The 13932-nt window shown below is 34.4% G+C and carries 12 protein-coding genes; 10 read left to right on the forward strand and 2 right to left on the reverse strand.

Translation table 11 applies throughout. The features are described from left to right. Positions 1-32 precede the first annotated feature (32 nt). The 9 genes from pdxA to WBG07_RS04875 all read left to right on the forward strand — a co-directional run bounded on the left by pdxA (position 33) and on the right by WBG07_RS04875 (position 7448). Positions 33-1079 (forward strand): 4-hydroxythreonine-4-phosphate dehydrogenase PdxA, encoded by a 1047-nt coding sequence (gene pdxA, locus WBG07_RS04835; RefSeq protein ID WP_340199387.1) that lies wholly within the window; start codon positions 33-35, stop codon positions 1077-1079. 96 nt (positions 1080-1175) lie between these two features. Beyond that, positions 1176-1712: a YceD family protein gene (locus WBG07_RS04840; RefSeq protein ID WP_340199388.1), complete on the forward strand. Its 537-nt coding sequence runs from the start codon at positions 1176-1178 to the stop codon at positions 1710-1712. Positions 1713-1718: 6 nt separating this feature from the next. Further along, the gene (rpmF, locus tag WBG07_RS04845) at positions 1719-1913 is read left to right on the forward strand and encodes a 50S ribosomal protein L32 (RefSeq protein ID WP_340199389.1); all 195 of its coding nucleotides are present in this window, start codon (positions 1719-1721) and stop codon (positions 1911-1913) included. A 167-nt stretch (positions 1914-2080) separates the two neighbouring features. After that, on the forward strand, positions 2081-3076 hold the full coding sequence (locus WBG07_RS04850) for a beta-ketoacyl-ACP synthase III (protein ID WP_340199390.1): 996 nt from the start codon (positions 2081-2083) through the stop codon (positions 3074-3076). A 24-nt stretch (positions 3077-3100) separates the two neighbouring features. Then, positions 3101-3592, forward strand: a complete 492-nt coding sequence (gene accB, locus WBG07_RS04855; RefSeq protein ID WP_340199391.1) for an acetyl-CoA carboxylase biotin carboxyl carrier protein — start codon at positions 3101-3103, stop codon at positions 3590-3592. 67 nt (positions 3593-3659) lie between these two features. Further along, positions 3660-5009 carry an acetyl-CoA carboxylase biotin carboxylase subunit gene (accC, locus tag WBG07_RS04860; protein ID WP_340199392.1) on the forward strand — a complete coding sequence of 450 codons (1350 nt, stop codon included), beginning with the start codon at positions 3660-3662 and terminating at the stop codon, positions 5007-5009. A 157-nt stretch (positions 5010-5166) separates the two neighbouring features. Continuing rightward, positions 5167-6282 carry an NAD(P)/FAD-dependent oxidoreductase gene (locus WBG07_RS04865; protein ID WP_340199428.1) on the forward strand — a complete coding sequence of 372 codons (1116 nt, stop codon included), beginning with the start codon at positions 5167-5169 and terminating at the stop codon, positions 6280-6282. A gap of 1 nt (position 6283) precedes the next feature. After that, positions 6284-6985: a monofunctional biosynthetic peptidoglycan transglycosylase gene (gene mtgA, locus WBG07_RS04870; RefSeq protein WP_340199393.1), complete on the forward strand. Its 702-nt coding sequence runs from the start codon at positions 6284-6286 to the stop codon at positions 6983-6985. A 1-nt stretch (position 6986) separates the two neighbouring features. After that, entirely contained in the window at positions 6987-7448 is a 462-nt protein-coding gene (locus tag WBG07_RS04875; RefSeq protein ID WP_340199394.1) for a 3-oxoacyl-ACP synthase, read from the forward strand. Positions 7449-7481: 33 nt separating this feature from the next. Here WBG07_RS04875 and WBG07_RS04880 read toward each other — a convergent pair whose 3' ends face one another. After that, entirely contained in the window at positions 7482-8465 is a 984-nt protein-coding gene (locus WBG07_RS04880; RefSeq protein ID WP_340199395.1) for an ABC transporter ATP-binding protein, read from the reverse strand. A gap of 241 nt (positions 8466-8706) precedes the next feature. Here WBG07_RS04880 and WBG07_RS04885 point away from each other — a divergent pair, with 241 nt between their 5' ends. Then, positions 8707-8919, forward strand: coding sequence for a hypothetical protein (locus WBG07_RS04885; RefSeq protein ID WP_340199396.1), 213 nt, complete (start codon positions 8707-8709; stop codon positions 8917-8919). 236 nt (positions 8920-9155) lie between these two features. On the opposite strand, the gene WBG07_RS04890 is transcribed toward WBG07_RS04885, so the two are convergent. Next, positions 9156-13790: a TonB-dependent receptor plug domain-containing protein gene (locus tag WBG07_RS04890; protein WP_340199397.1), complete on the reverse strand. Its 4635-nt coding sequence runs from the start codon at positions 13788-13790 to the stop codon at positions 9156-9158. Positions 13791-13932 lie beyond the last annotated feature (142 nt).

Below are 13932 nucleotides of genomic sequence, written 5' to 3' on the forward strand. Positions count from 1 at the left end.
ATTTACTTATAGAATACAAATTTACTATTTAAATGAGAGGACACGAAAATATAGTATTGGGAATATCTGTTGGAGATATAAATGGAATAGGAATAGAAATAATTCTCAAAACTTTTGAGGATTCACGAATGCTTGATTTTTGCACGCCTGTAATTTTTGCTTCTACAAAGACCGTTTCCTTTCATAGAAAACAATATAATATTACCATTAATTATAATGGTGTAGAAGATATTTCTAAAATTATACAAGGAAAGATTAATATTGTGAATGTCTGGAAGGAGAATCCGCAAATTAAGTTTGGAGAAGAGACCAAAGAAGGAGGAAAATATGCGCTATTATCTTTAAAAGCTGCTGTAAAAGCCTTAAAGGAAGGAACTATTGATGCACTTGTTACTGCTCCTATTAATAAACACAACATACAATCAGAAGAATTTAAATTTCCTGGGCATACAGATTATCTTGCAAAAGAATTGAATGGGGAAGCTTTAATGTTTATGGTTACAGATACTTTGAAAGTAGGCTTATTAACAGATCATCTTCCTGTGAAAGAAGTAAGTGAGCATATTACAACAAAGTTGATTGAAGATAAAGCGCTAAAAATGTATCATTCATTAGTTCGTGATTTTAAGATTCGCAGGCCTAAAATTGCAGTTTTAGGAATTAACCCTCATAGTGGGGATAGCGGTCTTATTGGAAGAGAAGACGAAGATATTTTAAAGCCTTCATTGGAAAAACTACAAGAAGCAGGTAAACTTATTTATGGACCTTATGCGGCAGATAGCTTTTTTGGGTCAAATAATTACCTGAAGTTTGATGCTGTTCTTGCTTCTTATCATGATCAAGGTCTTATCCCTTTTAAGACGTTGTCTTTTGGACAAGGAGTTAATTTTACGGCAGGACTAGACAAAGTAAGAACTTCACCAGACCATGGAACTGCTTATGAGATTGCTGGTAAAGGGGTTGCAGATCATCACTCTTTTAGGGAAGCTGTTTTTATGGCAATTAAGATTTTCAAAAACAGACAAGAGTATGATATGATATCTGCTAATCCGCTAAAACAACAACAAGTAAAATCATAAACAAAAAAATGTTCATAACTTTAAGCAGATTGATAAAATTTTTTATCTTTGCACCCGCCTTTGTACGAGGGTACAGGCTATTAACTATGTGTTGAAATGAAGAAGTTAAAGGAGTTCGATATTCCTTTTGTTGGGTTAAAACAAGGAAAACACCAGTTTAATTATCATATTGATAACGAGTTCTTTGAAGGTTTTGATTATAACGAGTTTAATGAGGCAAATCTTACTATTAAGGTTTCTTTAGATAAAAAAAGTACATTTTTAGAGCTTTTTTTTGAGGCAGATGGATTTGTAAATGTTCCTTGCGATAGTACGAGTGAACCTTACAATCAACCCATAAAAGCTGTACTTGAACTAGTTGTAAAATTTGGTGAGGAATACAATAATGAAAAGGAAGATCTTTTAATTATACCTCATGGAGAATTTCAAATCAATGTGGCTCAATACATTTATGAGATGGTTATTTTGGCGGTTCCAGCTAAACGAATACATCCTGGTATTGAAGATGGGACATTAGATTCTGATATTCTTAAAAGACTGGAAGAACTCACACCCAAAGAAGAAAAAAAGAACGAAAACGAAACAGATCCCCGTTGGGATTCATTGAAAAAATTATTAACGGATAAAAAATAACGTAAGATGGCACATCCTAAAAGAAAAATATCAAAGACCAGGAGAGATAAGCGTAGAACGCATTACAAAGCTACTGCGCCTCAGATTGCCGTAGATCCTACCACTGGTGAAGCACATTTATACCATCGTGCACACTGGCATGAAGGTAAACTTTACTACAGAGGTCAGGTATTAGTTGACAACACAGAAAGCGCAGCTTAATCTATTTTAAGAGATTATAAAAAACTCTCACCGTCGTGAGAGTTTTTTATTGGAAAGTCTTAGAGCGGTTAAAAATGTTTTTTTGCATCGCTAACTGATGAAAATTTAGTAATTTCATCTGATTTTTTGAGTGATTTGAGCTCAAAAAAAGAAAATAAAACTTGATTATGGGTAAAGTAACAGCAGCCATTACCGCTGTGGGAGGGTATGTTCCCGATTTTGTACTGTCAAATAAAATCTTGGAAACCATGGTAGAGACAGATGATGAGTGGATCACTTCTCGCACCGGAATCAAAGAAAGACGAATTCTTAAAGAAGAAGGTAAAGGCACCTCGTTTCTTGCCATCAAAGCAGCTGAAAATCTTATTGAAAAAAGCGGTTTGGACCCCCTAGAAATAGACATGGTAATTCTAGCTACTGCAACCCCAGATTTAATGGTGGCTGCCACTGCGGCCTATGTAGCTACTGAAATAGGAGCAAAAAATGCATTTTCCTATGATCTTCAGGCAGCTTGTTCGGGATTTTTATTTGGAATGTCTACAGCGGCGGGATATATAGAAGCAGGGAGGTATAAAAAAATACTAGTCATAGGTGCAGATAAAATGTCTTCTATTATAGATTATACAGATAGAACCACATGTATTATTTTTGGAGATGGAGCAGGAGCTGCCCTTTTTGAACCTAACGAAGAAGGTTTAGGACTGCAAGATGAATTTTTAAGGACAGATGGTATTGGCAGAGAGTATTTGAAGATTGAAGCTGGAGGCTCTATACTACCCCCATCTCATGAAACTATAGATAACAATCAACATTATGTATATCAGGATGGAAAAACCGTTTTCAAATTTGCGGTTTCTAATATGGCTGAGGTATCAGAAAAAGTAATGAAGCGCAACAACCTTACGAATGAAGATGTAGATTGGTTGGTTCCGCATCAGGCTAACAAGAGAATCATTAATGCAACAGCACAAAGGATGGGCGTAGAAGATAAAAAAGTTATGACTAATATTCATAAATTTGGCAATACCACTGCGGCTACCCTACCTTTATTATTAAATGACTACGAAAAACAACTCAAAAAAGGAGATAATCTTATTTTTGCTGCCTTTGGAGGCGGATTTACTTGGGGTGCTATTTACCTTAAGTGGGCATACAATTCTTAACTCTAAACTATCAAAACCTTTATCATGGATTTAAAAGATATTCAAAACCTCATCAAATTTGTGGCAAAGTCCGGAGCAAGCGAAGTAAAGCTTGAAACAGATGATATTAAAATTACCATCAAAACCGGATCTGACGAACAAAAAACGGAAACTACGTTTGTACAACAAATTCCAATGACCACCGCAATTCCTCAGGGTCAACCTACCCATTTTCAAGGGAATGCACCAGCACCTTCTGAATCAACTACAAATGATAAATCTGATGATGAAGACAAATACATCACTGTAAAGTCTCCTATCATCGGTACTTTCTATAGAAAACCATCACCAGACAAGCCAGTTTTTGTAGAGGTAGGTGATACTATTAATCAAGGAGATGTTCTTTGTGTTATAGAAGCAATGAAATTATTTAATGAAATTGAATCTGAGGTTTCAGGTAAAATAGTAAAAGTTCTGATAGATGATTCTTCTCCGGTAGAATTTGATCAACCACTATTTTTAGTAGATCCTTCTTAAGTTCATCTCAAACATATTCTTGAGCTTTTGTAAATCAAAAGTGATTGTAATTTGAAATTTTAAAATTATGTTTAAAAAAATACTAATTGCAAATAGAGGAGAGATAGCACTTAGAGTTATCAGAACCTGCAGAGAAATGGGAATAAAAACTGTTGCAGTTTATTCTACGGCAGATGCCGAAAGTTTGCATGTAAGGTTTGCAGATGAGGCAGTATGTATTGGTCCTCCCGCTAGTAAAGATTCTTATTTAAAAATACCTAACATTATTGCCGCTGCGGAGATAACGAATGCAGATGCTATTCATCCAGGGTATGGCTTTTTGTCTGAAAACGCTAAATTTTCTAAAATATGTGCTGAGCACGGTATTAAATTTATAGGAGCTTCCTCAGATCATATAGATAAGATGGGGGATAAAGCTACCGCTAAAGCTACCATGAAAGAAGCTGGAGTACCTACAATTCCGGGCTCTGAAGGTTTGCTGGAATCCTTTGAACAAACCAAAAAGCTTGCAAAAAAAATGGGATATCCTATTATGTTAAAAGCTACTGCTGGTGGGGGTGGTAAAGGAATGCGTGCAGTTTGGAAAGAGGAAGATCTTCAGAAAGCATGGGATAGTGCAAGACAAGAATCTGCTGCTGCCTTTGGTAATGATGGTATGTATATGGAGAAGCTTATTGAAGAACCAAGACATATTGAAATACAGATTATTGGTGACCAGTTTGGTAAAGCCTGTCATTTATCAGAAAGAGATTGTTCTGTACAAAGACGTCATCAAAAACTAACAGAAGAAACACCTTCTCCATTTATGACGGATAAATTACGTGATAAAATGGGGGTCGCTGCAATAAAGGCAGCAGAGTATATAAGTTATGAAGGAGCTGGTACGGTAGAATTTTTAGTAGATAAGCATCGTAACTTCTACTTTATGGAAATGAATACCAGAATTCAAGTAGAACATCCCATCACGGAACAGGTGATAGATTATGACTTGATAAGAGAACAAATTCTGGTGGCTGCAGGTGTGCCAATTTCAGGTAAAAATTACACCCCAAAACTTCATTCAATAGAATGTAGAATAAATGCCGAAGATCCTTATAATGATTTTAGACCTTCACCAGGTAGAATTACCACACTTCACGCTCCGGGCGGACATGGAGTTAGGCTAGATACACACGTATACGGAGGCTATACGATTCCTCCAAATTATGATTCTATGATAGCAAAGTTAATTACCACTGCTCAAACAAGGGAAGAGGCTATCAATAAAATGAAACGAGCTTTAGATGAGTTTGTTATTGAAGGGATTAAAACAACGATTCCATTTCACAGGCAATTAATGGATCACCCGGATTATGTAGCGGGTAATTATACAACAAAATTTATGGAGGATTTTAAAATGAAACCTCTTGAAGAATAATAAATCTAATCCCGCTACTGCGGGATTATTTTTTTAATCACTTTTACCAGATCAATAACCCTTTTTGTATCTTGAAATTTCAATGTATTATTGAATTATCTAAAGATAAAAGAAGGGATAGTTTTTTCAATTAAGAGGATGCGTGTTTTGTATGGCAATAGAACTTTCTTACTGGGAGCTTAAACATTGGTTGAAAGCGGTAGATTTTACCATTGTTGGTAGTGGAATAACTGGTCTTAACTGTGCATTGGCATTACGTGAAAAATATCCAAAGGCAAACATTATTATACTTGAAAAAGGTTTATTTCCTCAGGGGGCAAGTACAAAAAATGCAGGTTTTGCCTGTTTTGGAAGTGTATCTGAATTGCTAGACGATTTAAATAGCCAATCTGAAGAAGAAATGGTAACGCTAGTTAGGAAAAGAAGTAAAGGCTTAGGTTTGCTTAGGAAAACATTGGGAGATACAGCCATTAACTATAAACATTATGGAGGTTATGAAATATTCCTTAGAAAACAAGAGGTTGTATATGAAAAATGCCTTCATCAAATAGAGAGAATTAATACGCTATTGAAGCCTTCTTTTAAGAATCCCGTTTTTAAGGTTATTGAGAATTCTTTTGGGTTTAAAAACACCCTTCCCCAGCTCATTAAAAATGATTATGAAGGACAATTGGATACGGGAAAAATGATGTTAGCATTGCTTAAAAAAGCAATCAGCTCCGATATTCGCATTGTGAATGGGATTACCTTTAAATCTTTCTCTGAAGAGTTTTCTCAGGTACATATTAAAACAGATCAATTTACGTTTAAAACACAAAAGCTTTTTATCGCAACCAATGGGTTTGCTTCAGAATTGGGGATAGAAAGCGTTAAACCGGCAAGAGCACAAGTATTAATTACAAATAAAATTAAGGATCTTTCAATCAAAGGAACATTTCATTTGGAAGAAGGCTATTATTACTTTAGAAATATAGACCAACGGATTTTGCTTGGAGGAGGTAGAAATTTGGACAAAGAAGGAGAGACTACGACAGCCCTTGGCCTAACAGATTTGATTCAGGAACAACTTGAAAAACTACTGGAAGAAGTAATTTTACCTGATACTACTTTTGAAGTGGCACATAGATGGAGTGGAATTATGGGTGTAGGTTCACAAAAAAAACCTATTTTGAAAATGATTTCACCACGTGTTTTTTGTGGAGTAAGACTGGGGGGTATGGGCGTTGCTATTGGAAGTTTGACAGGTAAAGAACTTGCAGCATTTGCAGATTAAAATGATTAGAAAGTTTACAAGATTTATATTTAAAGTATGCTTGTGGAGCATCCTAGTGCCCTTTATGGTAGTATTGATATACCGTTGGGTGCCTGTTTTTGTTACTCCCCTAATGTTAATAAGAGGAATAGAGAACAAAGAAAATGGAATTCTTAATTGGGAACATGACTGGGTGCCTTTGGATTCAATTTCTAATACGATTCAGTTAGCGGTTATTTGTAGTGAAGACCAGAAATTTATGGAGCATGATGGATTTGATATAAAGGCCATCAAAGAGGCTATTGAATACAATAAAAAAGGAGAAAAAATACGCGGCGCAAGTACCATCAGTCAGCAAACCGCTAAAAATGCTTTTCTATGGCCAGGCAGAAATTGGGTGCGAAAAGGTTTGGAAACCTACTTTACGTTCTTAATTGAATTATTATGGTCCAAAGAACGTATTCTTGAAGTATATTTAAATAGTGTTGAAATGGGTAAGGGTGTTTATGGAGTAGAAGCAGCCTCTGAATATTGGTTTCAAAAAAATGCAAAATCACTTAGTTTATATGAAGCAGCTGCTATTGCAGCAGTATTGCCAAACCCACAAGTTTATAAAGCCAATCCTGCGAGTTCCTATATTCAGAAACGCAAATTATGGATAGTTGGGCAAATTAAAAATTATGGACCTCTTAAGTTCCCTGAGAAGTCTCCCAATAAAGATTAAAATGCTGGAAGTAAAAAAGATTAAGAAATCCCTTTTAAAGCATTGTGCTGATGCGCTAGAATTACGCCATACTTCCATTTCACAAACCATGGAAGATATCGTCCAATCATTACAGAGTGAAACCAAAAGTTCTGCCGGCGACAAGCATGAAACAGGAAGGGCTATGTTACAATTAGAACGTGAGAAAACAGGAAAGCAATTATCTGAAATTGAAAGAGAAAAACAGCTGCTTTCAAAAGTTCAAATTGATAATCCTTCTAGTGTCATCAAATTAGGGAGTATAGTAATTACTTCTCAGGCAAATTATTTTATTGCTATAAGTGTTGGTAAAATTACACTTGAAAATAGAACGTATTTTGCGATTTCCGCTGCTGCGCCTGTAGCAAAATTACTTTTAGGCAAAGAGGAAGGAGCAGAAGTGGTATTTCAACACCTCAAAATAAAGGTTCAGAAGGTTTTTTAAGTACCTGATAAATTTAGATTTCCGTATTAATTTTTAGGAATCAGTGCTAAGTTGCAATCTCTTTTTAATAATAGCTTCATTAACCTGTAAGAAGTGAGTGGTATCTTTTTTTAGAAAAGTTTCGTTTTCAAAAAAGAGGGTGTTTCCTTGAAATTTAGATTCTATCAACCAAAAATTTCCTTTAAAATAACTAGTAATTATTTTGACTCTAAAAATTCCAGTGGCACCAATTTTAAGTTCATGAGGATAGATACAAATATCTTTTGTGTATAATTTAGGATCAAAAATAGAAGAGTCTAATACATTTACTTCATCAAAAAGTGATGCAACATAGGGGGTTGGTGGATTTTCATAAAGGATTTGTGGAGCTCCATTGGCTATAAGTTCTCCCTGTTTAAGAACTACCGCATGGTCTGCAAATGAAAGTGCATCTGTACTATCATGTGTAGCCACAAGGCAGGTTATATTTTTTTCTTTTAGATACGCAAATAGCTTTCTTCTTAAACTGTTTTTCTGAAAATTATCAATATGGCTAAAAGGTTCGTCTAGTAATAAAATTTCAGGCTCTCTGGCAAGAGCTCTTGCCAACGCAATTCGTTGTTGCTGTCCACCACTCAAGTATCGGACTTTTACATTTGAAAAGTCTACCATTTCTACGGTTTCCAATAATTCCAGACTTCGTTGCTTCTTTTCCTCTGGATAAAAGTTAGAAAGGTATTTACCCACATTTTCCTGTGCGGTAGTATAGGGCATTAAATCAAAGTCTTGTGCCACATATTTCATAAAATCTTCTCCTGGGACGATGTTGAAGTCTGGACCTAGTAATTGGGTTTCATTTCTAAGAATACTTCCTGTCAAAGGAGTATATAAACCGTAAATGAGCTTAAGCAAGGTGCTTTTACCACATCCGCTGGCACCTATAATAGACACATGATTTCCCTGTGGTATGTTAAGATGAATATTTTTAAGTACTACATCTTTATCATATCCAAAAGAAATATTATTAAGTGTAAGCATAAAGTGTTTAAAACAATTTTATACAAAGATAGGTCTTCATGGTATTATATGAATGTAAATTATAAAAGCTTACGTAGGCAAATGAAGGAACGTTTAATTAAAATTTTCCATTCAAAAAATACAATATGTAGTATATTTCTTCTATTATTAAACAGTTAATACGTATAAAATACAGTTATTACTTATCTTTTTGATTTGATAGGAATACGGGTTTAATTGCACTAAATTTAAATCTTACATTATGAAAAAATTAATAATTGGGGTCTGTTTGGTGATTGGAATGCTGTTTATAAGTTATGTAAGTGAGTATTCTGAAATGGAAAACTTTAAGGTGCAGTCTAAACTATTAGACTTAAAAAAGGATAAGGCAGATACAGTTAAGAGTAGCAAGATTGTTTCTAGTGAGGCTTCTGTATTTTGTTTAAAATTATGTTCATTGAAAATTCTTAAATAAAATAATGGTTAAGTATAGCATAAAAACAAAACAAGCACTTATGATATAGATTTATAGGCACTGGCAAAAGTATATTCACAATTCATGAACGTTATTACTAATCCTATGAAAAATGAAATGCTAATTTGGATTTTGGAGTTTAATTGAAAATTTTATACCCATAAAACTATAAAGGTTTCTTTAGGATAGACTACTCTGAAAAGGTTGAAAAACTTCAACCTTTTCAGAGTATATACTCATTGGGTCACACTAATCTCACTCCCTTTAATCCAGTGTTTTTTCTCATCTTCATAATACAAATAACCCGTACTGGCAGGTGCTGTATAGCTCCCTGCAATTTCTACTTTAAGGTCTAAAGGAATTTCAATGGTTTCTTTTGCTTTCATACTTCTCCAGTACAGCACCAAATGATTTCCAAAGATCTCATAATAGGCTACCTTTTGTTCATCTATTAATTTCTTAAGTTGCCATGGTTGTAAACTTAAACCAGAAGGAATCCCCACAATTCCCATAGTCATTGGTAAAGATGTTGCAGTTTGATTTTTAAGGCTTACCTGTAATCTTACATTATCACCTACAGAACTTCTTTTAGAATTTAAATGGGTCTGTAATCGTACTTTACAGTTATCATCTGATGCAGGTAAGTAGCTATCATAATTTACTTCAAGTGCATAGGGAAAGGTTACTTTGGTATTTGAAAATACAACACTAAAACGCTGGGTACCTTCTTTGATATAATTTTCCAAACCACTAATAGTAATCATTCCTTTCGTATTAATTTCTAGTTTTTTGGAAATATCATGACCATTAAGCTTCAATGATATTTTGTCACTACTGGCAATAAACTTAGCTTTTTGACTTTTGGTATATTCAATAAGTGCTTTGAGCCCCATACAGGTGGCTTGTGTAGCACCAAACCTACCATTTGTTCTAGCATTTAATATGTATTTGATACCTTTTTGTACAAACCGCTCATTATTTTTTTCCTTTAACAAAGCAAGAACGGTAAAGGCGGCAGTTTCAATTTGTGCACTACTGCCATAAGACCGTGTAATGGTATTTTTAAAAGGGAGTTCTGCAAATCCTCTTCTTTCAATAACTGCTTTAAGTTTTTCTATGAGCATATAGAAATCTTGCTTTTTACGAAGGTTAAATGCCGTACACGCTAGTAATGCCATTTTATAAGAATCGTTTGTTTTAAGAGCATCTTTTAATGCAGTAGCATATTCTAAATCTAGGTTTACCTCAATTTTTGCTTCACTTAAGGCATAGATAATATAGGCATTTGCTACATCTTGAGGCGAACTTGCAAAGCTGTCATAACCTTGCTTGCTTTTATAAAACCCACCTTTACCATCTCTTCTGCTCAGTAACCATTTTACGGTTCTTCTTAGCATCTTTTCATCCACATTGGGGTATACGTTCTTCATTTCTGTGAATTCTAATAAACCAAATGCTGTAAGCGTTTCATGTGCAGGAGTATTTCCAAACCATTCAAAACCATTTTCTGCGGTTTCAAAACCTATAAGTCTTTTATATCCCTTGTCTATATAATCTAATGCCTGCTTTTCAACATCGGGATTAGACTTACCTGCTTGTTGAAGATAGTTTAGAATCATTACATTAGGGTAGGTGCTAGAAGAAGTTTGTTCAAAACAGCCATAAGGTTGTCTCAGCATAGACGCAATACCATCCATCACATCACCCACCACATCTGTATAGATATTAAAAGAGGCATTAATAGATCCAGGCACGCTATTTTTCACTTCAAATGAATATGTTTCATTGGTAGTTCCTGCTATGGTGGTTTGTGTTGGAAAGTATGGACTTACCACTGTAACTTGATTAGAAACAAAGTCTTGATAATTTTCACTTTGTAATGAAATGGATAAGGTCTCGTTTTCCATTTTCTTTAGTGGAATAATTTCTAACGGAATATTCGCATAACCTTCTGCATCAATAGAAACATTTCCATAGTTTTTGTGAAGAATTTTGAAACCATCAGGAAGCGTTGCTTCAAACTGTACCTTTTCTGTTTTGGCACTATTATTATAAATTTTTAAATCTAGTTTTATCGTATCGTTTACAGATAGGTATGCAGGGATTTTTACATCTGTATACAACATTTTTTTAGTACTATAAGTAGTTTCGTCTCTTCCTGGAACTCCTAACGCATTAATTCCTTCGGTAATTATTTTAAAAGAAGAAATCGCATCAGAATTATAAAATTCAAAAGTAGCCTCCCCATTTTCATCGGTTTGAACAATGGGATTCCAATAAACGGTTTGTCTAAAATCTGTTCTGTCTTCGGTAAGTAATTCTGCGCTATTGTATACGGGAACGTAAAACTCTTTAACATTACTATAACTAAATTGATCTCTATAATTATAAATATATTCAATAGAATAATTTTTATACTGTTGGTTGTTAATTGATTTTACGGTGCTCCCATTTCTAAAATCTTCACTTTTTGTATTTAAAACAATTACGCCTCCGTTAGCTCTGTTTCCATATAAGGTAGTTGCTACATCTCCATTTAAAACATTTATAGATTCAATTTCATCAAGATTTACATTGGGAATACCTTCTTTCGCTTTTTTAGTATTTAAGGGGATACCATCTATAATGATTAATGGATTATTATTTAATCCGCTTAAGGAAGCATTTCCACGAATATTAATATTAGTAGTAGCTCCTGGAACACCTGTATTAGTAACAATTTGCACACCTGCTGTTTTGCCTTGCAGGATAGTGCCCAAATCTTTTGCTGAGATAACCCCTATATCATCAGCCATTATATTGGAAGCTGCAAAACCTAAAGCTTGACGTTCTCTTGCAACATTCATATCAAAAGCTACAATTTCATCTAACGCTTGAGCGTCTTCTTCTAATGGAACGGCTAGCTGTGCTTCTACCTCAAGATTTTCAACCACTGCTTCTTGTTTTATTTTTTTCTCAAGAGGATTTTGTAACATTTCTAAAATAGGCGCATTTTCTTTTCTTTTTTTATTTTCCGGGGTTTGCAAGGCCTTATCAAAACGCGTTGATTCCGGGTATTGCAGAGAGATTTTTACTTTTTGTTCATCATCTGTGTATGCCATCAACATAGCGTTTCTAAGATTTCTGCTTTTAAACATAAAGTTTCCGCTGGTGTCTGTATCAAAACGCAATACTTTAGAATTATTATTATCAAATAATATTAAATGTGCAAAAACAGGGATTCCTTTTTTATTGGTAATTTTTCCGCGGTAAGTACTTTCCAATTGTTTTGCAAAAGCAAATTTGGCAGTATTGGGTTCCATTTTGATATAGTTTCTCCATCCATGGGTAAGCATCACGAAATCTAGTGCTTTGTTTGCCTTTGGTTCTTTGGTGTCAAAATAGAATACAGGCTTATGAATCTTCCCTTTTAATTCTGACGAAAATAATAGTTGTGATACGATATGATCCTGCTTGTCATCTGCAAAAGTTAATAATTTATTATCGGCAATACTCACAGATAGGTTTGCCGGAATTGGTTTCTTAGAACTATCAGTAGTCTTTATTGTAACAATGGTTTTTTCTCGGGTTTGATAGGTTTTTTTATCAAGACTTACTTCTATGTTCATCAAGGATGCTTTGTTTGTAAAAAAGAGCCTTTCTGCTTGAATTTCTCCCAATGCTTTTAGGCTTATTTTAGCAACGCCGCCAGGAAAATCTTTTGTAGAAAAAGTATGTGAATTGTTGCCTTTTTTAAGAAAAAGTTCTTTAGTATATAATTTTTTTGAAGCCGATGAAATCTGGAGTGTGGCTTTAATGTTAGCAGTAGAAAAAACCTGCAGTTGTTTTTTGGTGTCATTTATAGTTATTAATGAAAAGTGGACACCGGCTTTTTTCGCTTCTGGAAGCTTAATACGGCTATCACTCATATAAGGTTTGAGGATACGTGCATAGTATACTGTATTTTTTTTAGGGGTTATTTTAACACCTCCCATACCGTCATGATAACTTTTAAAACTACTAATGAGTTCTCCTTTATCATCCATTATTACCCCTTCAATATCTGCTGGTTTACCAAATTCATTTACCGCCTTAAAAGCTATAAGGTTAGAGAATTCCTCAAGCATACTTCCACCTTCTGGCATAAATTGAAGGTCAATATTTTTTAAAACAACAGGTACTCCACGACTAATAGATTCTGTACTTCCTTTGTAGGGAAGTTGAGCCGTTAAAGTAACATCAGAAGACTTTAGGGTACTTGGTAAACTAAAAATTACGTTTGCCTTGCCTTTTTTATCCGTTTTTGTATTCCCCTCAATTATATTTTTTCCATCTGCGGCCACCACATAATTTAAAGCATGAGAGGTCAAAGGTTTGTTATTAATGGTTTCTGCTGAAAGCAAAGCGGTTACTTTTGAATTGGATCCGTAGGCTTCTTCCTGAAATTTTAAAGTAAGAAGTAGTGTGGGCTTTACTACTTTTTGCACCGTAATCTTTTTGGTAAAAACAGCTTCTTCACCATAATTTTGTAACCAATTGGTATATACTTTCAAAGTGTAAATACCTCCTGCCCATTCCATACTAATATCAAAATTACCGTAGCCTGTACCTAAGGTAACAGGTAACGTGAGTTTTTTTATGATGCTTCCTTTGGGCGAGATTAATTCGGCATAAAAAACATCACTGGAGTTAGTTGGTGATAAATCTGCATTGGTAATATAAGATTTAAACCAGATAGTTTCCCCTGGAAAATAAAAGGAACGATCTGTCTGGGTGTATATTTTCTCAAAAGATGTTTGCTGAGCGCATACTATTAATGTGCCTCCAAAGGCAAAGATCATTGTCAATATTACTTTTGAGAAAGATGCTAAGAAATTAAATATTCTTTTCATTAGATTTTAATTTTGAGAGTGAAACCTACTTCTGTAAAAAGTGGGTATTGAAACCATTTCGCATATCGCATGATTGATTTACAGGTAAAATTAGGCTGAATGTTCTAAAAGGAAAATCTATAATGAGTGAAGTAACCTTTTA

It is taken from the genome of Ascidiimonas meishanensis (assembly GCF_037782385.1).
GTDB lineage: Bacteria > Bacteroidota > Bacteroidia > Flavobacteriales > Flavobacteriaceae > Ascidiimonas > Ascidiimonas meishanensis.